Genomic DNA, 23310 nt, shown 5'->3' on the forward strand with positions numbered 1-23310 from the left:
ATCCTAAAATCCATTCACAAAGGCTAAAATAATGCAAAAAAGCCGCTTTTGCGGCTTTTTCAATGTCAATAAAATGATATACTCTTTAATTAGTTTCCTGTACCAAGAATTGTATTTAAGATATATTCTGATTGAGCTTGGGGGGTGCAATGGCGATCAAAAAAAGATTTACCACCCTTGGCTATCTTTTGGTGGTATTCAGGATTTTTTTGTACAAAATCCAAAACCTCTGCATATTCTGAGGAACTGGAAATATAATGGATGTGCTCACCATGTACCGGGGCTATAGGCAAATCAATTGCAAAAGGGAATGAGAGAACAAATGTTCCAAAATTCCAGTATTCCGCCAATCGCCAACTTACCGCTCCAAGAACGGCAGGATTATTCAAATTAATTAAAGATTTAGCGCTGAGGTTTGAAAACTCTTTAGGAGAATATTTCTTTTGATTCAATTCCTGATCAAATCCAAAGTTATTCCCATCTGACCTTGGGATAAATCCTCCCTCGAACTCAATTCCTTCCTTTGATTTACAAGCTCTGATAAATTCTGCTCTGATTTGATTTGCCCAAGGTTCTTTTTTCCAAGTACTGCCTGAAAAGAAAATGTAATTTCCATAAGTATAAGCTTCTGGAAGTTTCGAGTAGGTTGGTCTTGAACTCAAAACATAAATTTCTCTGGCAAGATCTCTAGGCTTTAATTTGAAAAGTAAATCTTTCCCAAAGAGTTGAATATAGGTGGATAAGATATTTACAGGGAAATGAGGAAAGATTGGCCTTACTTTTTCCTGTTCATACCCAGAGTGTCCCAATAATTTATTGGTTGCAAAATACAAATCACATGCCTCGTAAAGTTCCTGGTCAACACCAACAGGGTCATGATTATCAATTATTCCAATTTTGCCCTCAACCCTAAAAATAATAAACCCTCTATTATTGAATTTTGAGAATTTTTTATCCGGTTTATAAATCAGATTCCCTGTTTTTCTAAAACCTAACACATAGTAGGATGAATAGAAATTGGGAATATTTAGTAATTCTATTTTCGAAGAAATCGACATTCTAAATTTTTTGCGGGGAAAGAGTAACGGAATAAAGAATTAGAAATCAACAGCACTAGTCTCTGAAATTCCTTATGGGAGATTATACCTAACCGGGAAATTCCTAAGCGTTCTGATCCATTTCAATCCTCAAATTGGGTTTTATACCAATAGGAATTAAAAAATAGAGATCGCATGATAGGATAATTCTTAATAGGATCCTTTTTAAAATCAGAAACCAAATCTTTCACTTTAAGATAGGTCATCCATCCTGATTTAAACATTGGACTATACTCCATATGCTCTAAATGGTCACGGAATATAGGATTTTCCAACATGTATTTTGCCCAAGGGATAGCCAAGCCAACCTTTTCATGATTCTGGATAAAATCCGGAAGTTTTTTCCCAATCGTATTCATTGACATCCACTTTCCCTTTCCTGAAGTAGAGAAATATTTGGTATCTAAACTGAACAAGCCTGTCACCAACCTATAATCCAAAAATGGCTCCCTGCACTCAATAGAAGCACCCATGGTAGTTCTATCGTTTTTATCATTCAGACTGCACAGGTGAGTATGCATTTCCAGATAAAGTAATTGCCGTAAGCGATCACCAGGGTAATACTTCTTCGCTTCTTCCAAAAGTTGAATTCGATATTCTGGCAGAACGTTTATGAACTCCAAACCCAATTTCTCTAGGTCTCCAAGATAAAGCTCATTGGCATTGGTCATTAATTGGAAATCAGGATTTCCAGAACTGAGGTAGCGCTTCATTTTCTTAAGCCTCTCCTGCCCCAAATATTTCTCAGGGATATATTTCAGGAATTGCAGAAATCGATATCTCGCAGGATCACCAAATACCTTATGCCGTACATATCCCGCCATTAGTTCATCAGCACCTTCTCCTGTAAGTAAAACGGTTACTTTTTCCTTAGCCTGCTTGGAAAGACCGAGTAACACGCTATCGGTAAAATGCATTAAAGGTTCGTCACTTACCAGGATGATTTCGGTGAGTAAATCCGCTAATTTTTCACCTACAAACTCATAGCCATTGTATTCCACCCCGTAGAGTTCACTCAGTCTCATAGCCAGAGAGGATTCATCTTTTTCAAAACCCGGGAACTTAAGGTTCCAGCTGCTTAAGTCTTTATAACCTAGATGATGCTGGGCATATAAAATACTACTGCTATCCAATCCTCCACTTAGCATAGTCCCCACGGGAACATCTGAAATCATCCTCAGGCGAACTGAATCCAAAAAAGTCTCTTCATACCATTTTTTTGGATCAGCTATTTCAGAATGTTTGGCAGACTCTTCTCCTAGGTGGTACCATCTCTCTTCTCTTTCGAGAATGACTCCATCTTTCCAAACTTGGTAATACCCCGGCAAGAATCTTTTAACTCCTCTGAAAATTGTATTTGGACCGCTCACATGTCGATAAAAAAACAATTCATCCAATTGGGTCTCATCCATGGTTTTCTCCAAACCCCAAGGAAATAGAGATTTTGGTTCGGATCCAAAAGCAAGTCCTTCCTCGGTTTCTGTCCAATACAGAGGTTTTACTCCATATCTGTCTTTAACAAGTACAAGCTTTCTTTCTTGATTATCCCAAAATGCAAAGGCGAAAAAGCCATTTAAGCGGTTTAGAACTCCCAAGTCATAACTCATCAAAAGATAAAGCAGCACCTCAGTATCCGATGTGGTGTGAAATTCAAATCCTTTTTGCTTCAGCTCTGGGTAAAATTCCTGATAGTTAAAAATCTCTCCATTAAAGACCAGGTGGAATCTACCACAAGGAGAATGAAAGGGTTGATTTGCACCTTCGGATAAATCCAGAATTGAGAGCCTACGATGGGCTAAGGCCAAATCCTCAAGTATTAATTCTCCCCCAGCGTCAGGCCCTCGGTGAATCATGGAATCCCGCATGGCTCTGAGCACCAAAGGAGAAGCTGGTTTTCTGTTTTTATTCCAAAAACCGGTTATTCCGCACATCTATGCTTTTTGGTTTAATAGTTGAGAATATCTAGTAAAAAAGTCTTCCATATTGAGTTTCAAATTGCAATTTCTTTCAATAAATATTCTGTTTTGATGAATAGCTTCATGATACGACTCAGTATTATTCAGAAATTTTTCAATTGCATGGGCTAATGCTGTATAATCGCCAACTGGCACCAAAAAGCCATTTTTACCCGATTGAATAAAGGCACGATTTGCAGGCAAATCACTTACTATTGGAAAACATCCACAGGCCATAGCCTCAAATAAGGAGGCAGAAACTCCTTCTGTTTCTGGGACAGCGATATAGAGCTGAGCTTGGTTAAGGTAATTGGGTAAGTCGTCATTTTGAATTCTCCCCAACCAATTCACCTGATTCTCAAGATCCAATGCCTTGGTAATCGATTTTAAATTTGCCAACTCTTCACCATCCCCAACCATATTGCAGGACAATTCAATTCCTTTTCTTTTCAAAATTGAAATGGCCTCCAAAATTTCTGAATGCCTATAAATCGGGTAAAGACTTCTGGTAACAATGGCGAGATTGGCTTTTTTTCTCTCCATCCCCTCAAATTGAAATTTTCTTAAATCAAGACCTTTTGGCCTGACCAAAATTTTTGAAGGAGTAGCACCAGAAGTAATCATGGCAAAAGTCATCACATAACCCCAGGCATGAATTAAATCCGCCTTTTTATATGTTGAGCTTTGTAATATTCCCTTATACCAACCCGCAAATCCATGTTCAGGCCATACATCAGATATACCTTGCTGGGCAACTGCACGAACTTTGGCATTGACTAAAAGACTGAAAAAACCATAGCTGGTCGCTCTTTCCGCCAGCACGAGATCATATTTAGTTCTGGAAAAAGCCAGAGATAATAAAAACTTAATGGCATGAACCATCCTCGAAATTCTTCCCCCAGTTCTTGGGATCTCTTTCGTTTCAATGCTAATTCCCGATGCATTTTCAATTCCTCTTATCCAGGTTTGAGCATCTGCTCGGTAGGTTTCTCCTAAAAATAATATTCGCATTAATCTTCAAATAAATGGTCCAGAACCGGTTTAGGGTTCCAGTTCAATTGCTTCCTCGCTTTTTGGTCAGAAAAGGTTAATGTAAGCGCTAACTTGTTTACCCGGTAGCTATTTAAGGGAAAAAAGGAAAAGGCATCTCCAATTTTGGCTAAGGAATAAAGAAGCTTTTCTGGAAAGGATTTAACACTTTTTCCAAAATGAGAAGCAATTTTTTGATCCAATTCTGCAAGGCTAGGGTTAACCCCATCTGTCAAGTTGTAAACTCCTGTTTTATTCAATAAAGTGGGGATAAGAAAGGCTACATCACTGGCCAAAACCATGGATTTTTTGGCTTTTCCATCTCCTAAGCGAAAGTAGTAGCCTTTTTTTACCGACTTAATAATCGCACCAAGATTTCCAGGTGGATTAGGCCCAATAAGTAGTGGTAGCCTTAGAATAACAACAGGAACCTTTTTTTCCTCGCCCCATTTTTGGATAAGGGATTCTGCTTCAATTTTACTTTTTGCATAGGGAGTCTCACCTAGAAGAGGGAAATCCTCATTAATTTCTTCCCCTTCTTCTTTTCCGTAAACGGCCACTGAACTTATAAAAATAAAAAGTTGAGGAAGTTCTTTGATTCCTTTAAGCAGATGGGAAGTGCCATTTAAATTAACCGAGAAAAATTCCTGCTTTTCAATTTCAGATTTTGGAATTACATGAGCTTTTCCTGCAGCATGTACGATTACATCTACTTTTGGTATTTCAGGAATAGAGGTGCTAAGATTACAACTGATTGAATTGCTTTTTCCTCTTCCTAATGAAATGATTTCATGAGAAGAGGAGAGCTTTTCTCCCATAATCCTACCTAAAAACCCACTCCCTCCTGTTATAAGGATTTTCATCGGGCGGCTTCTAGCAATCCATTCAACATTTTTTGGGCAAGAAATTCTGTACTGAATTCCTTTGCAGCCAAAGTTTTCGCCCTATCTCCCATTTCGGTTAAATCCTTTTCCCTTTCCTTAAGCGAGAGAATAAAATCTACCAAGGAATTCGGATCATCGGGATTTAAAGTAAAACCAACTCTATGCTTTTTTAAATAATCCTTCATCCATCCTTGAGTAGTTTGGACAACAGGAACTCCTGCTGAAAGTGATTCGAAAAATTTGTTTGGAGAGGAGGTGTCCAAAACTGGCGTACCTTTTAGAGGAACTAAAGAAACCACAGCATTTTGGATCAGACCAACTAATTTATGTTTAGGCATTAGCCCCCAGATCATCAAGTTATCCAAGTTTAATTTCAAAATCTGCTGCTCAATAAACTCTCTCTGTTGACCTTCCCCAACCATCAAAATCTTGTATTCTGTATTTCCAGCAGATTTTAGAATTTTTGCAGCTTCAAGTATCCAAAGTGAATTATTGACTTCCCCTATGTTACCAGTATAAATCAGGTATTTCTTGGGTTCTATTTGTCCTTTTCCATCAAATGGAGCCGGGGTAGAAAACAAAGGAATATTGGCTGCATTGGTAACATCAATCACTTTTACCTTTGAGAATCTTCTTTGGATATCCTTTCTCATTCCTTCAGATAGGGCAACTACCAAACTTGAGGCCTTATAACATCTAGACTCAAGAGCATAGGCTATTTTCTTAAGAAGTGGGTTTTTTATTAAACCTAGCTCTATCGCTCCTTCTGGCCAAAGATCCCTTGCTTCAAAAACCAACTTCTTCCTCCTGAGATATCTGGCTACCAAACCTGGGATTCCAACTGTAATGGGCCCTGAAGAAGCTATAACCAAATCAGCCTTAGCAGTCAGGGCATACCAAATGGAACAAACGGCATAGGCGATAAAAGTAAAAATCCTCTTTAAAAAAGGCTGCTTATTGTCTATTCGGACATTTATTACCGTTACATCTACTCCCTCAAAATTTTGATGCTCAATAAACTTTTCGGCTTTTAAGTCTGACTTGGAATAGATTGAACTTACCACTTGTACTTGGTGACCTTGCTTGACCCATTCTCTGGCAAACTCATGAACCCGAGTTCCCCAAGATCCTTTGGGTGTGGAATAGTACTGATAGAAATAAAGGATTTTCAACGAATCAGTTTTAAGATTTTTGCTGCCAGCTTCTTATTTCTCTCAAAAAATGGGAAAACAGATTTGAAAATAGAAAACTTCAAAGGGTCCAAAACTTTATAAAAAGGCCCATGAGTGCTTTGGGTTGTTGGATAAAAACTATTTTTAAATCGAACCACTCCGTCGCTTCCTCCAACAGAAATATTGTACTGGCTATACCCCTGTTCAATTGCTTCGAGCATGCATTTCCATTGCAAAAGATGGCCTAATTTGAAGTCTTTTTCGGTACGGTCTACTCCCCCCATGATGTAGGAAAGCATTTTTCCTCCCTTTGCAGCCCAAATGGATCCAATAATTTGCCCTTCGATTTCAGCATAAAAAAGAATTGAGTTTTCCTTTTGAACGGCATCTTCCAAAGATTCCTCAACATCCTCCCAAGCACGAATGGGATATCCTTCCCGAGCTGCATTACTCTCAAAACATTGATAAGCATTTTTTAGCTCTTCTTTGGTTTTTACCCGATGAAGGATAAGGTTGTTTTTTAAACCCGTTTTGATATTTCTCTTTGCATTTTCTGAAAAGCTTTTCAAAAGTATTTTTTCATATTCTTGCTCTGATTGCTCGGGCAACTGAATCAAATTGAAATGTTGAGGCGCGTAAATTTTTTTTAAGATATCACCTTCTTGAAACTTAAATCCCTCTAAGGATTTTTTCCAATTAGAGTTTAAATCAAAAACACCGGGATTTAATTGGGCCAAGAAGGATTTTAATTCCCTCGCTCTTGAAAGAAACTGATCCAAAGCTTCTTCAAAGTCGTTGACTTCTTTTAAAAAAGGGCCCCAAGGACAGATATAAGATCGAAAAGGGCCTGCTTTGACGATTAAATTTCCGAGTCCTGCTAAGATTTCTCCCTCGGGATTGACCTTCAAAAGCAATTCAAAATCAAAACCATAAGCCATATAAGATTTAAGCCAAGAGGAGGTTTGGGTAAACATGCCCGAAACATTTTCTTTTTGGATGGAATCCCATTTATCCAGCCAAAAATCCTCAGTGGTCGTTATCCAGGTATTATTAGTCAATTTGTCTTGAAACTCCTTTGAAATTTTTAATTCTAAGATCTTCTCCAACCTTTTCGTATTCTATTTCCTCCAAGTGCTTATAAAATGAATGCATTTCCCTTAAAGTGGGATTCCAAAGTTTTCCTTCCTTAACCATCTTTCCGACTCTCTCAAACCCTTTTTTTGCCTCCACTCTTAAGTTCCAACTCTCATCTTCAAAAAGCCTTCCCTCATGATTTTGACCTGTATACGCAAAATAAGTATGTGCAATAACGACCCCGGATTCATCCTTTAAAGCATCTAATGCCAATTCGGAAAAAGCGATATCAAAGTCCCGAATCGCCAAAGTTTGAAATGATTGTATTGAGGTGGATTGCTGATTTGGAGAATCAAAAAATAAGGGACCGAAAGTGCTAACAGGAAAAACCTGCTTTGATTTTTTTAAAAGCTCCCTAATACTATTTGGCTGCAACGATTCATAGATGAACTTCAGTCCTAATCTTGTAAATCTTGAAAACCCAGAAAGAGAAGGATTGGATTTTAATGCTGAAAAGCTACCTCCTAAAGACTTCCCTTCTCGTAGGACTGATTCCGAGACCCCATACATCAAAAAATTTCTGAGATCAGTTAACCTTTTTCTATTTAATCCTTTTTTCCTTGCCAGATTTGAGGACTCCCTCATCTTTTGCCAAGTGAAGTTCTTAGGATTAATTTGATTCAAATTAAAGTAATTGGCCTCACCGGCATCAACATAGGTCCAGATTCTTTGAATCCCCTTTGCACCCATATGTTGATACCATTTTTCCCAATTCCCAAGTTTTTGTTTGGTGTAATTATAAGGGTGGAAGCCATGATCTATATAGGTTTCTACCTGTTGAATTTCTTTTGGGGAAACAAAATTATCAAACTCCATTTCACTAATTTCTCCCCTATAACTTTGGCTAAGCGCGTGATAGGCCAGCTCATGACCATCTTGCTCCCATAGAATGAGCTCATCCCGCGATTCTTGATCTTCAAAACTTGCATTCTCGGGCTTGTGAGTATAATCGTATAAAAAAAATCCTTTGGTAGTCCTTAAACCAATATCCTTAAAAAACCTCCTCTGCACTTGTAGATTTTTGAGAGTATCAAAATCCGAGTGATCTGTAAAACAAAGTGTTGGAATAAATCCATGAGGAGTCCTGGCCCATTCCTCTACCAGACCTTTACCCCAAATCAGTCCAGAATTAATCTTGGTTCCAGCTTTGATTGCTTGAAATTGGAGAAAATGGCGCTTATCATTTTGATCAAATATTAGGCTGGGACTTAGCATGGGATTAAAAAAATGCCATCTCAAAATATTACCCTTTGAAATATATTCCCAACAACCCAAAGTGGATATGGCCACTACTTTTAGATCATTATGAGCTTTTAAAATTTTTGGGCTATGGATATTAGATAGTAAGAATGAGTCATTTGGCTTTTTCCAAGAATAATCAAATTTCCTCCATGCCTTTATAGGATTTTGGAATACAATATCCAAGAATACTTTGGAAACTTCCGTTTGAAATTGAAATTTCAATGAAAAATCAAAGCTAAAATCAGTAATAGATTCCTGGACTTCAAATTTGTCAGGAGCTATGGTATCTCCATTTTTATCGAAAAGATTCCAGGAAGTTTTTAGAATCAAAGCCTTGAAATCGAAAGTTTTTTAAAGAAATAAAAAATTAAAATTCTAAGACCTTGGAGTCTCCCCAAAAAAATAAAACCAGCTTTTTCAATTCCTTTAATTGAGGATAGATTTTCTGGAGCCACCAAAATGAACACTTGTCTTTCAGGAGAAAATTTGCTTCCTAGATACTTTAATACTTGGGGATATATACCTTTCCCGCGGTATCGGTCATCGGTAAAACAATCACCAATTGTAATAAGAGGTCCAGAAAAATTAAAATTTGACAGGAAATTACTTTTATAAAAAACCCTACTCCTATGGATCAAAAGTCCATTTTCCTGAAAAATAAATTCATTTCCTTCCTCTTTGAGATCAATCCCATTTACTACTGGGGGCTCCACTTTTGGGGAATCTTGTGGAAAATAAAAAACTAACATGTCAGCCCATTGAGGCTTCAGTTTGTTTAAAAATTTAACCACTTCATTCATTTAAAATTTTCTTTCAATGAGTTGGAATTTTCCTGTTTTGGCTTTTGGAAGAACCTTAACCGATTGGAATTTAAATTTCAAAGGTTCATTGAATACCTCTTCAAACATTTTTTGAATTTCTTCCTCACGGATTTTGAGCACTTTCGGATCAGGGATGTAAATAATATTTACAGTATCAGGTTCTTCTTGAACCACTTTAAATTGCTCAATTTCAGGAAAATGCTTCATTACTCTCACCACATTTTGTACCGTAATGTATTTCCCTTTTGGTGTCAGGATAAATTCAGTTTGCCTTCCAATAATTTCATCCAAAATAGGAAATTGAAGACCACAAGTGCAGGTATTATCTTTAGATTTTACTGCCAAATCACCTACTTCATATCTAATCAAAGGCGTAGTGAAATTATCTAAACCTGTTAATATCACTCTTCCCATTTCTCCGGGATTTACCTCATTACCTCTTTCATCTAATACCTCCAAAACGAGATGTGGAGTCATGATGTGGTATTTTCCCGCTTTGCATTGACTGGCAATTAGGAAACCTTCAGAAGCCCCATAAGTATCGAAAACCTTACATGAGAATACTTTCTCTATGGTATCCCTGAAATTTGGGAGTAATTTTTCGCCTAGGGAAATAACAGATTTGAATTTGACTCCGGTAATATTTTTCTCCAAAGCCACCTTGGCAAAAAGGTACAAACTGGATGCGTATGCCACGAAGTGATCTTTGGGATTTTTTGATAGGTAAGCAAGTTCCTTCAAAATCTCCTCCTCTGAATGGCTCATTGCGTCGATATATCGAGTTTTAAGCAAGAAATCCTTGATCTTTTTCTCTTTTGAGCGCTTCATATTTACGCCTGTCTGAAGCAAAGAATTTCCGAACTTATACCCTGCCCATTCCCACCACAATATTTGAATGGCCCTATTATTTGCCAATTCAGTTTTATTGAAGAACACCTTTGATGGTGGCCCTGAAGAGCCTGATGACATGATTGAAGTCAGCTGATTATCATTGGGAGCTGTCAGAAAAAAATTTAAGTTTTCCTTGAATGTTCCTTTCTTCAGAACCGGAAAAGAAGCTAGCCAATGGTAAGGGTCTCGACTTTTGGCAATATTCTGAAGAGAATAAAATTCAGAATGTTGACTTACAAAAGACAGCATCTTAGTTAACTTTTCTTTTTGTAAGGATTCCAGTTGATCTTTATCCAATACACTTATTCTTCTCCAATCTAGCAGTTTTGCATAAAATGGAGAATGGTTGAATCTATCAGAAAGAGGAAGAACAACCTTTTCAAGAAAAAAATTAGTACGAATCACCTATGTCGATTTTTCGAATTACTATTTGACCGGCACCAGAACCTTTGTGTTTTTTATATTTCTTCTTGGCAGCCTTGCAGGTGTGGTCTTAGGAATTTGGACTGCTAATAAGCTCAATCCGACCAAAGCTGGAGTCACAAACGTTCGCATGGCTGCGTGGAAGGTGGTATAAATGGCCACAGCAAAAAATGCGACCAAAATCCCTCTAATCATAGGATTGGGATGTTCAGCAACCAATTTCCAACCTAAATAACAGAGGATAAGAAAATAAATAAACCCAAATAATCCATGCTCTGCCAATAGCCTACTCAGCTCCACATGGGCTACTGTTCCATGCATAGTTTCTCTCAAAAATCCAGATGCGCCGGCACCTACTCCAATGAAAAAATGATCCAGCCAAAGGTCCACATCTCCCAAAAAGATTTCTAATCTACCTGTGGTAACAGTATTTAAAGACTTAACCTTTGTTCCCTGAAGAGTGCCGGCAGTCTCTCCAGTGTACCTCAAACTAAGCATTCCCGAAGTCAATTCATCAACTACCAAGTAAGCCATAACCCCCACAAGAATTGCAGGAATCACATATTTGCCCACTTTAGGAAGCTGGTATTTAATCCTTGATTTTAGATTGGCAGTTCTTAAATAAAGGAGAATAATAAATATCCCCAGAACAGCTCCCAACATACCTCCTCTTGAAAATGTCAATAATCCTTGGAAGGACAATCCAAAAAGAATAAGTGCATCTAAAAGAAAAATTCCTGAAAACACCCATCGATTAATCATTAAAATAAACATCAAAAGTGCTCCAAGCCCGAAAAGTGTGGATACCTGGTTAGATCCAAACCCACCAGACCAATCCACATTAGCTCCTAAAGCAAATTCTACTTGATCAAAATCAGGAGATTTTATGATGGAATAACTTAACACCCCAAGAATGGGATAAATCATGAGTCGGATCAGAGATGCAAAATGCTTGACATGGATTTTTTGATGATAAAAGAAAACTACTACCAAGGCCACATTTAGCGGTCCAAGAACATTAAAAACCAAATCCGCTTGAGTGACTTTTCCTGAAAAATCAATAAAAAGTGCAGGCAAGAGGCACATCAACATTACCCAACCCGCTTTACCTCCTGTTTGATACCTCAAAATTCCCCAAATCATTCCAGCACTAAAAAGATATTTACCTAGTTCATATGGGATATAAGGAGAGGTTTTTGCCATTCTCGCCAAAAGTTCAAACGATACCAAGTACAGCAAAACAGCAAAAAGTATGGTAGGAGATGGAGTCTTCCTGATTAAATAAACCGCAGAAGTCAAAATCACCAGATAAAACCAAATGATCAATGGGAATGGCGAAAAAGTCGCCGATAACCCCAAAAGGATATGAAAAATTATCCAAACTAAAGGATATCTATTAAGTAGTAGTGATTTTATCACGCTATTGAAATAAGAAACTAAAGATTGATGATCTTTTCATATCCTCCAAAAAATTGAGTTGGTCCATAATTCCCTTCAACATGAATCCTGAATTTTTGGCTAAGATTTTCTAATACCAGCGGATTTAAAATCATTTTTTCCATTAAATCCACCAATGAATCAATATCTCCAGGAGGAAATAAAAATCCATATTTTCCTCTTTCCAAAACCTCTGGACACTGGCCGACTTGAGATGAAATAACTGGTAATCCTGCTAATCCATACTCTAACAAGGCAACGGGAAGTCCTTCCCTTTCTGATACGACCAATCCTGCATCCACCTCACTTAAAAGTTTGGAAACATCATTTATTTCTCCCTCTAAACTTATTTGGTTTTCCAATTCAAATTCTCTGATGGAATCCTTGATACCTCTTTTCCATTCTGGATCTACCTCTTTACCAACCATCCTGACCTTAAAATCAAGACCTTTTGATTTGAGTTTCTTAACGGCCTGTACCAATACGGCCTGTCCTTTTTCACTTCTAAAATTTGCCAAATGGACGAAAGTAAATACAGGATTCTTTTTCCTAGGCATTAATTTTAAACTGGGAAAATTCTGTAAATACGTTACCCTTTCCTCTTTCCAGTATCCTTTGCTAAGCCAATATTCTTTAGTGGACTCATTTGCAGTAATCACAAAATCAATCCACCTGGAAAGCCATTTTATTTCATTTCTAGGGTTGTGTTCTATTACATCTTTTGAAATCCCAAGATGATCATGCCAAATCAATCTTAGGCTTGGCCGAAACCATTTTGCCATGACTCCCCAATAAATGGAAGTGCCATGCGCATGTAGAATTTCAGCCTCAAATCTATTCAATTCCCGTAGTAGCGCTCTAAATGCCTTAATGTCAAAGGTGTTTTTTTTACCAAGAATTTTTAAAAGAGAAAGATCAGAAATCTGATCCTTCAAAGAGCCAAAGTGTCTAGATACAATCAAGGAATGATGAAATCCTCTTTTTGTAAACTCATTGGCCATATTGATAGCCATTCGCTCCGCCCCACCCGGATCTAGGGTATCAATCAGCTGAACTATTTTTGGTTTAGTCAATTTTTATTTTGACTTGTAGTATAGACTGGAGCTCTTTTTTAAACCTTTCCAAGGTAAATTGTCTAGACCATTCCATAGCTTTTTGGCTCTTTTCCTTGAATAATTCTGGTTTCAAGATATAGGATTCCAAAATATTGATGATCTCTTCAATTTGGCCCTTCACCAATTCTCCCCTTTCTCCATAACCTAGCATTTGAGGAACGCAGGAAACTTCTGTGGTTATTGGAACACATCCCCAAAACATTGCTTCTGCAACGACTTTTGGCCAACCCTCACTTTGAGAAATAAAAATTAGAAAATGAGTTTCCTGAAAAGCTTGTTTAAGGGTTTCCGCATTCACATTTCCATGGAGAAAAATAGAATTTTGAAGTTGACCTTCTTCAATAAAGGACTCTAGTCTGCCACGTTCCTCTCCTTCTCCATAAAAATCCAACCTCACATCTATTCCTCTTAAAATCATACTTTCAGCTACTTTAGCCGAAATCAATGGTTGTTTCCCTACAGTCAATCCTCCTGCGAATACCAAACGCAATTGAGATTGGTTTTCCAAAACTCTCTCTTTAAATGGCTGAATTTCTGTCTCAGAATAAGAAGCCGTAAAAAAAGGCTTGATATTTTTTGATTCATTTGGCCAATCTCCATATACCAAAACTTGCATATTCTTGGTTAGAAAGGAGTTGGAGAGAATTTTTTGTTGAATTCTATAGGAAAATGGTTTTGACTCCTTTCTATCCCAGTTTCCGGCGTATTTAGCTGACTTCATCTTACTTGGAAAAGCAATCTGAACCACGGAGCCTATTAATCCCATGTTTCCTGGACATCTTAAATGGATATGATCTGCTTTCCTCATTGCTTTCCAGATTTTAATCACTAGGAAAGGAAGCTTGAAAAAAGTCTTGATGATTTCTCCTCCAGATGTAAGATTAAACTGGGGTACTTGTACTAAAGAGACTTGAGAATGAAAGAAAGGCAAATCAATTGGATCAGGGTGCTCCAAAGGATTGAATGGGGCCAAGATGGTGATTTGGTCAACATATTCGCCCCATAAATTCATTTCTCTCACATATGGACCATAGGCAAAAAAACGGTTTTCTTTTTTCTTATGGACCACATGGCCAACTACCAACAAATTCAAATCGAGCTTGCTAAGGTCTTATAATAGTCAAGGTTTAGTTCGGTGATCTTTTGAGGATCAAATTTCCCGAAAACTTTTTTTCTTGCCTCTTCTCCAATCTTTTCAAGATTTTCCCTGGAACTCAATGCTTCAATTATGGTATCTGCAATATTTTCTGAAGAATGAGGATCACAAAGCCAACCATTCACTCTGTGGTCAATAGTTTCCGGACCTGGGCCAGTTTTTGAAAATATAACAGGCTTACCCATAGCCATTGCCTCCGGAGCCACCAGACCTTGAGTTTCCATATGGGATGGGAAGATGCAAAGTTCCGCCTGTTCATAGTATTTTGGAAGATCATCGTGGGATACTGGACCATGAAAATTGACCCTTTTCAACAATTCCGGATCTATTTCCTCCTTTAGAAATTGGACATAAGATTTACCATCTTGAAAGAACCAATCTCTCCCATATACTTCCAAATGGATTTCTGGAAAATGACTAGATACTTTCCCTAAGGATAAAATAAGCTGACGTATCCCTTTTTTTTCGCAGACTGTACCTGCAAATACTAAACGGAATGGAATGGTATTTTTAGGGTCTGACTTGTAAAATTTCTGAAGGGAGACTGGATAATTAATAACCCGAATAGGTTTCTCACCAAAAGATAGGAGCTTACCCGTATGTGATTTGACATATTCAGAAACGGCGATAAATGCATCTGCTTTCTTGAAGGAAATTTTCTCTTGAAGCCCCTTCCATTTATTGATCGGCCTTTTTTCTCCCTCTGCAAAAAAATGATGCCCTCCATGTAGCCGGATCACAAATGGAATTCCAGGTATCTTATCCAAAAAAGCAAAGGTAAGTTCTGATCCTTCAATGATATCGATGGGTTGAACCAAATGCAGTTCTTTTAGAAACTTGGAGATTCTGCTAAAATTTCTCCACCACCCGATCAGCTTTGCTTGGCTTCTTGGGAAAGTCACGATACGAACTCCATCAATCACTTCATCTATAAAGTCATCACCTAAAATTCCAACAACTGTAACCTGATGACCTTTTTGAATCAAACTCGTGGAGAACGTCAATAAAAAAGTTCCTATTCCTCCATAGGTAACTCCTCTTCTAGGAAACTCCTGCGACAAAAAACAAATATGCATTTCTTAGGCTTTTACGTTTTGCTTCGAAATAGCGTGCGAAAAAAAATCCGAGATTCTTCTGTAGGATGGATTACCTTCGGCAGGTTGTACTATTCTTTCCAGCCACAACTTTCTATCCTTTCCTATTTTGGATGGAGTTGAGATTGCGGCTTCGACTTTTTCTCTAATTTCCTCCTTAGAATTGATCCAACCCACCGGATCTAAATTTTCCATGGATTTGAAATGCTGGAAGCGATAGATATCTTTTACCGTCCAATCCTGATCAGGGTAATGATCGTAGTTAAGATAAAGGGCAGGTTTATCAAAAAAGGCAAAATCCAAGGCCATCGTGGATCCTAGATTTATCACGGTGTCACAATGGTAGGCCAAATTCACAAGATGCCCCAAATCTTGGGGATAAGGAAAAAATTGTTGCCAGTATTGCCCCTTTTTCCAAAAAGGATTGATATGGATGATCTGAGGATAAGTCTTTAAAATTTCATCATATCTTGAAGTGCCCTCCACAGGAACTTGGCGGAAAATGATTTGGACATTTTCTAATTTCTGAAGAGACTCAGCCACATTTCTGAGATAATCATGATCAAATGGAGAAGTTTTAACATCATCTCCTGAAAAACATATCCAGTTTTTCTTTGGATCTAAACCAAATTGGGCCGCGAATTCTTCCCTGGACTGAATCAGATTTGGGTCAGAATAAAAATCAAATTGAGGAGTTCCTGTTACCAAAATCCTTTCATTAGGAATTTCTGGATAATAGAAACTCAACTCTTCTTTCATATAATCTGACCAAACAAAATAATAATCAGTTCTCATGGCTAACCTTGCTTTGGGAAGATTATCCCATGAGAAAATGGCTGTTGAAGTAAGAATCCCCAAATCTTGCGCCGCTAGCATCGCAGCACTAGCGCCTGGCATTCTTTGATGGGTACAAAAAAGAATATCAGGTCCGATTTCCTTTAATTTTTGTAAGCTGTATTTGTATGATGCAGTGCCTCTCAGTTTTTTCCAAAGGATTCCCTCAACTGATAGAATGGAATCATACGACCTCATAGAAGTCCCAAGAAACTCAGACATTTTTATCAAAAGCCTTTTTTGAAAAGATGGATTTCCAAAAGACCAATTCAACATTAAGGTAGAATTCTCGGTAAGCTGGATATTATATTTCAGTCTGGCATAGGAAACAGATTCTCTCAGAATTTGAGTCACTGCGTCTTCGGTGAAGACTTTTAGCTGGTGAGAGTAAGGCCTAAATCCAGTAATCCTTTCAGACTGGGCAATAACTTCCTCATCTAAGGAATGCCAAATATGGACTTCAATATTTTGATCCCTGAGCTCACTAAGAACTCCAGAATAGAGGTAATTTCTAATACCTACTCCGTCTGGAATTAAAAAACAAATCTTCTTCATTTCAATAATTCAGCAGCATTCACCCATTGCCACAGATAAAAGCTGTTGTCCTTATCACCTTTCTTATACTCATTCCAAAGTCTCCAAACAACTTTAGAATCAAACCAATTGCACTTTGCAATCAAAATTTCTAATTGGGACTCTACCCAATCTCCCAAATCTTCCGCCAACCATTCTCGTTGTGGAGTTTGTAAGGGTCTTTTTGGAGCTAAGGCAATTTGATCACCCAAATACTTATTAGCAATTTGTCTAAGAAGCCATTTTTGACTTCCATTTTTTATTTTAAACTCTGTAGGCCTCGAGAACACATATTCAACTAATCTAAAATCTAAAAAGGGCTCTCTTAATTCTGTACTATGAGCCATACTTACACGGTCATTAAACCTCAAGGCTCTTGGGATTTTAGTATAAAACAGATCCCTATATTGAAGATTCAACAGCCTTTCTCCGAAAGGCGCAGGATAAGTTGAATGATGACTTTTACCAGCAAATTCTTGATCCAAGGCCTCTGGCCTCACAGGTGAACTATTGACTCCTTGAACAACGGAATCAGAATTTTTGACATAATAATCATAACCAGCCCAAGCTTCATCGGATCCTTGTCCATCCAATAAAACAAGAATTCCTTTTTCTCTGGCGGTTTTAAAAACCTTGCTGTAAGCCAATGTTGGAATTCCTCCAAAAGGTTCAGCCTGCAGCTCACTGATCTTTGAAGTTAAATCTGGGACTTCTGAGGCCTGAAGTAAACAGGTATTCAAAGGGTAAGGCCTGCCGTTCAGCATTTCCTTTACCCAAAACAGCTCATCATATCTGTCATCTCCTGTAATAAAAGTAAAAGCCTCTATGCTGTCATTTTCAGGAAAAAGATCTGATACTAAGGCCAATAAAGTACTCGAATCCAAGCCTCCACTCAGATTGAATCCTACTGGAACATCTGCTCTAAACCTCAGCTTTACTGAATCAAGAAGAAGTTGTAGAATATAGTCTTCTTGATCATGAGGCTGGATTTCAGGTTGCTCGTTGAGATTTCCAATAAAATCATACCATGATCTAAGTTCAAGTTTTGAGTTTTGGTAGATCAAATAATGGCCAGCCGGAAGCTGATAAATCCCTTCCCAAAATGTTTCTGATGGATTTCCATAGGTTCCTTTTGTAAAAAATCCAGACCAAACCGAGTCTTTGGGGGTTTTGGGGACTCCTGCCTTCCAAAGAGGTGGAATTTCTGAAGAAAAACAAAGAGAAGTATCCTGAACCGAATAATGAAAAGGCTTTACCCCAAATCTGTCTCTAGCAGCGAATAGTTTAGCCTCTCTGCTATCCCAAATAGCGAATGAAAACATTCCATTGAGCTCTTTTAGACAACCTTCTCCCCAGTGGATAAAAGAATATAGAAGGACTTCAGTATCTGATTTGGTCTTAAAATTGAAGCTTGACTCTAGTCTTTTTCTAATTTCTAAGTAGTTATAAATTTCTCCATTGAAAATTAGCTGATATCTACCGTCAAATAAGTGAAACGGTTGGTTTGCTGCATCAGAGAGATCTAAAATCGAGAGCCTATTGTGACCAAAGGCTACTTGGTTTTCCATAACCCACTTCCCCAAATTATCGGGTCCACGGTGGGCCTGGGTTTTCAGCATAGCAGAAAGTCTACGCTCAGAAGCTAATGGACCGACAATACCTGCAATACCGCACATCGCTTTTAAAAAAGAGTCTTAACCAATTGTTCTGCCTTAACCCAATCCTGCATGGTATCCAGGTTAACATACCGTTCCTGATCTCCAATCAGGTAAGCTAAACTAGCTCCATAAAGAGAATTTTGCTTAAGAATTACTTCGGTTTTGGTAAGATAAATTGCCCCATCCCGAAAATAAGATGGGGGTAAATCCTGCCGTCTTGATATTATTTTTTTCTCTCCAGTAGCGATGGAAAGCATTCCGTTGGCATTAGGTTCAAAAACCCAATGTGGATTAAATTCATGCGGAACAGGCAAAACTGAAACAAGAGCGTCTGCATTTGTTTCTTTAAATTTTTTGATTGCCTCGTCAATGAAACCTTTCCTTCTAAATGGATTAGTAACTTGAAGAAGACAGACTGCATCGAAAAATTCACCAATTGCTGAAAAATAGTTCAATGCATGTACAATAACCGGTAAAGTGGGAGATGAATCTTCAGCTAAATCCGAAGGCCGAATAAACGGAACTTCCATTCCTAATCTCTTCGCTTCCTGGATAATCGCTAAATCATCCGAGCTTAGAATTGTTTTAGTTAGGAGATCCGATTCTTTAGCTGATTCATAAGTATAAGCCAAAAGGGGCTTACCAGCTAGATGCTTGATATTCTTGCCCGGAATCCCTTTCGATCCCCCCCGAGCCGGGATTAATCCAAGGATTCTCAATCTAAAAATCTGTGTAAACTTCGGTAATTAAAAAACTTTCTTGAGTGGTACCGAAACCTTGACCATGTTTTCATTTTTGAGCAAAAATCAATGTCATTTTGGGATGGATTCAAAAAGAAAATGGTATGACCTGCTTGAAATTTTTGCTGAAAAGGACCATAAGAAGGATTTTTCCAGGTTGAAAATCTTAAGAAATAGGTATATGACCAACCAAGTTCCTTTAGAATTGACTTAATCTTATTTACCTGATCTTCACGGTAACCTTCCACAAGAATTAAGGCATTTTTCTTTAGCCTTTTTGAAATGATTTGATCTAAGAATTCCGCACTTCCATCGACAACTGCAAAATCATATCCATTATCCTGAATGTCACTTCCATCGCCTACAATTTTGAAATTCAATTCAGATGGATCGTTATCAATGCAATTTCTTTTTATCTGATCAAGGCAATATTGATTCTTTTCAGTACCAATATATTTCTCAACATTTAGAAAATTTGAACTTTTTGCTTCCTGAAATAAACTTAGGATTGTACCGATCCCTGTTCCAATCTCCAAAATATTAATAAGGGATCTATCCTTGCAATATTTAAGGATATGAAACAGATTATACTCAGAGGCAATATGCTGATTACCTTCCTTAATCGAATAGTCTTTATAAACTTTCGAAGCTATTTTAAATTCATCCATCTATTTCTATTTAAAAACACATCTATTTTAACCTATCTAAATTTTTATTTTCTCGAATTACCTTTCGATTAATTGTTTCAACTTTAGTAAAATCGTGATTTACTATGCTATTATCAATAGGTTATAGTCTTATGAAACTTTAAAGGCAAGGACGCTAGTAAATCCGCTATTTGCTGACCCGCATTTCCTCCTCCATAAACGTGAGAAGAATTAGGTTTTGGTTCCATTTGGTGAGTAATGATGGCTGAGAGGATTTGATTTCTGTCATACCCTACATCAATGACATTATTACCTCTGTCTCTTGAATTCTGCCTACTTCCAATATTCACAACGGGAACTCCTAAATACGCGCATTCTCTAATTCCTACACTACTATTTCCTACCAATCCGTTACTGTTGATTAATAATCTGAGAAAATCATTAGGCTCCATATTTTTGAAAAAATGAAAATTCTCAAGTTTGAATTTTTCACGAAACGCTCTAATTCCCGTACTAGTACCATCTGCTCCCGCATCCACATTTGGCCAAAACCAAAGTACGGGTTGATTGACTTCTTTAAGCGCAAATAAAGTCTCCTCTATATCTTTTCTGGAAGAACTAATTTCCGTAGTAACGGGATGCTGCATAACTACCCAATATCCATTGGTTAAATCTGGAGCTGATCCTACTCCCCCATATTTCTGGTAAACATCAAAATCAAATTCTGGAGACTGGCTTACCTCTGCCGCCAAATCAATACTTGGACATCCCGTATTAAAAACGAATTCCGGATTTTCTCCTAATTTAATAACTCTGTCATATGCACTTTTTGAAGCCACAAAGTGATAATCAGAAAGTTTGGTAATTGAGTGTCTTACTTTTTCATCAATATTCCCTGTAACCTCTCCTCCCTGTACATGGGCCAAGGGTATATTCATATAACTTGCTGAAATAGCAGTAGCCATTGTTTCAAATCTATCTGCAACTGTGACTACGATGTCTGGGGCAAGGTTATCAAATACGGTTGATAGCTCAAGAATGCCGATTCCGGTAGTTTTTGCAGCAGCAGTTAAATTTTCTCCTTCAAGAACATTGAAAACCTTTGCCGCAATATCAAACCCGTCTTTTTTTATGTAATTCACGGCTGATCCGTACCTGTCTAAAAGTGCAGATGCTGCCACTACTAATTGTAGCTCCAGATCTGGATGATTTTGAATTGCTTTTAAGGCAGTCTTAATCCTTGAGTAGGAAGGCCTTGCGGTAATTACGACGCTTATTTTTCTTTTAGTCATAAGAATTATCCTTGTTCTAAGTCGTCCCAGTTCAAGAAATCCCACTGGTTTAAATCTCTAGATAATTTTTTACCTAAAACCAATTCAAAGTCCTTAGCAGGAATTCCATACCCTTTTGGTTTTTTAGCTTCTAAACAAGCGGAAGTTAGGATTTCTCCTTTTTTTAGCGGTCTATTTATCGCGAGACTCTTTTCGAATATCTTTTTGAGTTCTTGAAAGGACTCAATTCTATCCTTATAAATTGGATGGGTAAGAGAGGTTTGAATTTGCCGAATTCCCTTTACCATCTCCCGAGTTTGATCAATAGTTATACTTGCAGGCGTATCTGGTCCAAATTGCCTTTTATCAAATACAACATGGAATTCAAATAACTCAGCACCTAAAGTAGCAGCAGCTAAACAAGCGAAAATATCTCCACTGTGGTCAGAAAATCCCACTGGGATTTGGTATCTATTTTTAAGTTCTACGATTACGTTGAGTCCCCATTGTTCTGGGCGTGTAGGATATGCTGTAGTACATTGAAGAATACTTAATTCATTTCCATAACCTTTAATAAAATTGACTGTGGAGTCAATTTCTTCCCAACTACTCATTCCTGAGCTCAAAATAATTGGCTTACCAGTTTTGGCAATTTTTTCCAACATTAGCCAATTGGAAACCTCACCTGACCCGATTTTATACCGCTTTACATCAATTTCCTCTAGCCAATCCACAGCAAGATTGCTAAAGGGAGATGAAATAAATTCCAATCCTTTTTCATCACAATGGGCCTTCAATTCCTTCCATTGATAAAGAGAAAATTCCATTCTTTTCCAATAATCAAAACGGGTGGCATCTTGCTTTGAAAATTTGACCCTAAAGGGCTCATATACTGAACTTTCTGCCAGAGCGATATGGGTCTGAAATTTCACTGCATCAACCCCAGTCTCAGCTAATGCATCAATATAAGCATGAGCTGTACCGAGACTTCCATCGTGAGCTTGAGCAAGTTCTGCAATTATCAAGTTGAAATTATTTAAGATTCAAAAACATGAATAAGGCGTGATTCCCAAGCCTTTAAGCTATGAAAGTTTTCAAAATCAAAATCTCCATAATTTGTTTCCAAATTATTTTCAAAATCTCTTAAAACTTCCGAAAAAGTATCAATCCACTCAGATATCAAATTAGGATGATCTATTAATCTTGCTTTGGGATAATTTCCTAGAACTTCTGGAATTCCACCATTTTTTGAAGCCAAAACATAATTACCACATTTGATTGCTTCACCTAATGAAAGCCCAAAACCTTCTTTCCAAAGGGAGGTAAAGAAATAAAAATCACTTAATTGGAGATATTCCGCTACTTGATCCAATGGCAAAGAGCCGGTTTGAACAATCCTTTCAGATTCTTGAATAGGCTGTTTGTTACCAATAATCAAAATTTTAATATTTGGAGAAAGCTCTAAAATTGAGGGGATCATCTTTTGAAAGAGATGCAGACCTTTAACAACTCTAGAATTAGCCATCCAAGTAACCAAGATATCTTGTTTCCCTAACCCCTTTTGTTTTCTTTTAAATTGTTTTTCTTCTTTGGATAAAGGATAAAAAAGTTTGGAATCAATTCCATTTCCCACAATTTTCACCTCCGGAGTAAATCTTTCATTTATTCGAATACTCTCCTCATATCCCAATTTTGTCAAAAATAGAATTTCATCTGTTTTTTCTTGGGTTTGGGAAGAAAGAGATAAAGAATGACCGTGGTAATAAAAAATCAACTTTGAGCCCTTTGGTAATTGGTGCTTTGCAGACGAAATAGCGGCTAATAATACCTGGTCATCTACTACCAAAATATTTAATGGAAGACCTTTTTTTCCAATCTCCAATAACTTGGCTATATAATCTTTAGCTACCTGGTGGGTTAAAAAGTAGTTTTTATTTACCAAGGCTAATCTAGTCCAAGCTCTTTTTTGGCAAAAAATAAATCTTGAAGATGGAGATTGAGATGGGGAAAGAACAATATCAATTACCGAATTAGATCTCAAAAAATAATCAATCTCATAAGTCCAACTTCCAATTCCTTTAGAAGGAAGTCCTATATTGGAAACTAGAACGTTTATTTTTTTATTCAAGTAAGAAAA

19 protein-coding genes are annotated in these 23310 nt (G+C 37.5%); all 19 read right to left on the minus strand.

What is annotated here, in order from left to right; genetic code table 11:
• Positions 1–89: 89 nt before the first annotated feature.
• Positions 90–1058, minus strand: coding sequence for a glycosyltransferase (locus DFQ04_RS07055; RefSeq protein WP_133554072.1), 969 nt, complete (start codon positions 1056–1058; stop codon positions 90–92).
• Positions 1059–1180: 122 nt separating this feature from the next.
• Positions 1181–3028: an asparagine synthase (glutamine-hydrolyzing) gene (gene asnB, locus DFQ04_RS07060; protein WP_133554074.1), complete on the minus strand. Its 1848-nt coding sequence runs from the start codon at positions 3026–3028 to the stop codon at positions 1181–1183.
• Positions 3029–4063 (minus strand): glycosyltransferase, encoded by a 1035-nt coding sequence (locus DFQ04_RS07065; RefSeq protein WP_133554076.1) that lies wholly within the window; start codon positions 4061–4063, stop codon positions 3029–3031.
• Entirely contained in the window at positions 4063–4944 is an 882-nt protein-coding gene (locus DFQ04_RS07070) for an NAD-dependent epimerase/dehydratase family protein (RefSeq protein WP_133554078.1), read from the minus strand. Before DFQ04_RS07070 ends, DFQ04_RS07065 begins: the two co-directional genes overlap by 1 nt.
• Positions 4941–6137, minus strand: coding sequence for a glycosyltransferase family 4 protein (locus DFQ04_RS07075; RefSeq protein WP_133554080.1), 1197 nt, complete (start codon positions 6135–6137; stop codon positions 4941–4943). Before DFQ04_RS07075 ends, DFQ04_RS07070 begins: the two co-directional genes overlap by 4 nt.
• The gene (locus DFQ04_RS07080) at positions 6134–7195 is read right to left on the minus strand and encodes a lipid II:glycine glycyltransferase FemX (protein ID WP_166637274.1); all 1062 of its coding nucleotides are present in this window, start codon (positions 7193–7195) and stop codon (positions 6134–6136) included. Before DFQ04_RS07080 ends, DFQ04_RS07075 begins: the two co-directional genes overlap by 4 nt.
• The gene (locus tag DFQ04_RS07085; protein ID WP_133554084.1) at positions 7188–8843 is read right to left on the minus strand and encodes a hypothetical protein; all 1656 of its coding nucleotides are present in this window, start codon (positions 8841–8843) and stop codon (positions 7188–7190) included. Before DFQ04_RS07085 ends, DFQ04_RS07080 begins: the two co-directional genes overlap by 8 nt.
• 470 nt (positions 8844–9313) lie before the next feature.
• Positions 9314–10630 carry a phenylacetate--CoA ligase family protein gene (locus DFQ04_RS07090; RefSeq protein WP_133554086.1) on the minus strand — a complete coding sequence of 439 codons (1317 nt, stop codon included), beginning with the start codon at positions 10628–10630 and terminating at the stop codon, positions 9314–9316.
• A 21-nt stretch (positions 10631–10651) separates the two neighbouring features.
• Complete coding sequence (locus tag DFQ04_RS07095; RefSeq protein WP_133554088.1) at positions 10652–11851, minus strand: O-antigen ligase family protein; 1200 nt, start codon at positions 11849–11851, stop codon at positions 10652–10654.
• A gap of 233 nt (positions 11852–12084) precedes the next feature.
• Positions 12085–13158 (minus strand): glycosyltransferase family 4 protein, encoded by a 1074-nt coding sequence (locus DFQ04_RS07100; protein ID WP_133554090.1) that lies wholly within the window; start codon positions 13156–13158, stop codon positions 12085–12087.
• Positions 13151–14293, minus strand: coding sequence for a glycosyltransferase family 4 protein (locus tag DFQ04_RS07105; protein WP_133554092.1), 1143 nt, complete (start codon positions 14291–14293; stop codon positions 13151–13153). Before DFQ04_RS07105 ends, DFQ04_RS07100 begins: the two co-directional genes overlap by 8 nt.
• Entirely contained in the window at positions 14290–15432 is a 1143-nt protein-coding gene (locus tag DFQ04_RS07110) for a glycosyltransferase family 4 protein (protein WP_133554094.1), read from the minus strand. Before DFQ04_RS07110 ends, DFQ04_RS07105 begins: the two co-directional genes overlap by 4 nt.
• 3 nt (positions 15433–15435) lie before the next feature.
• Positions 15436–16839, minus strand: a complete 1404-nt coding sequence (locus tag DFQ04_RS07115; protein ID WP_133554096.1) for a glycosyltransferase family protein — start codon at positions 16837–16839, stop codon at positions 15436–15438.
• Positions 16836–18533 (minus strand): asparagine synthase (glutamine-hydrolyzing), encoded by a 1698-nt coding sequence (asnB, locus tag DFQ04_RS07120; protein ID WP_133554098.1) that lies wholly within the window; start codon positions 18531–18533, stop codon positions 16836–16838. The genes DFQ04_RS07115 and asnB (DFQ04_RS07120) overlap by 4 nt, the downstream gene beginning before the upstream one ends.
• Positions 18534–18538: 5 nt before the next feature.
• Positions 18539–19234, minus strand: coding sequence for an acylneuraminate cytidylyltransferase family protein (locus DFQ04_RS07125; RefSeq protein WP_133554100.1), 696 nt, complete (start codon positions 19232–19234; stop codon positions 18539–18541).
• Positions 19231–19923, minus strand: a complete 693-nt coding sequence (locus DFQ04_RS07130) for a class I SAM-dependent methyltransferase (protein WP_133554102.1) — start codon at positions 19921–19923, stop codon at positions 19231–19233. Before DFQ04_RS07130 ends, DFQ04_RS07125 begins: the two co-directional genes overlap by 4 nt.
• Positions 19924–20036: 113 nt before the next feature.
• Positions 20037–21194 carry a UDP-N-acetylglucosamine 2-epimerase gene (gene neuC / locus DFQ04_RS07135; RefSeq protein WP_133554104.1) on the minus strand — a complete coding sequence of 386 codons (1158 nt, stop codon included), beginning with the start codon at positions 21192–21194 and terminating at the stop codon, positions 20037–20039.
• 5 nt (positions 21195–21199) lie between these two features.
• Positions 21200–22198: an N-acetylneuraminate synthase family protein gene (locus tag DFQ04_RS07140; RefSeq protein WP_133554106.1), complete on the minus strand. Its 999-nt coding sequence runs from the start codon at positions 22196–22198 to the stop codon at positions 21200–21202.
• A gap of 11 nt (positions 22199–22209) precedes the next feature.
• On the minus strand, positions 22210–23301 hold the full coding sequence (locus DFQ04_RS07145) for a glycosyltransferase family 4 protein (RefSeq protein WP_133554108.1): 1092 nt from the start codon (positions 23299–23301) through the stop codon (positions 22210–22212).
• Positions 23302–23310: the final 9 nt, after the last annotated feature.

The sequence above is a fragment of the Algoriphagus boseongensis genome (genome assembly GCF_004362805.1).
Taxonomy (GTDB): domain Bacteria; phylum Bacteroidota; class Bacteroidia; order Cytophagales; family Cyclobacteriaceae; genus Algoriphagus; species Algoriphagus boseongensis.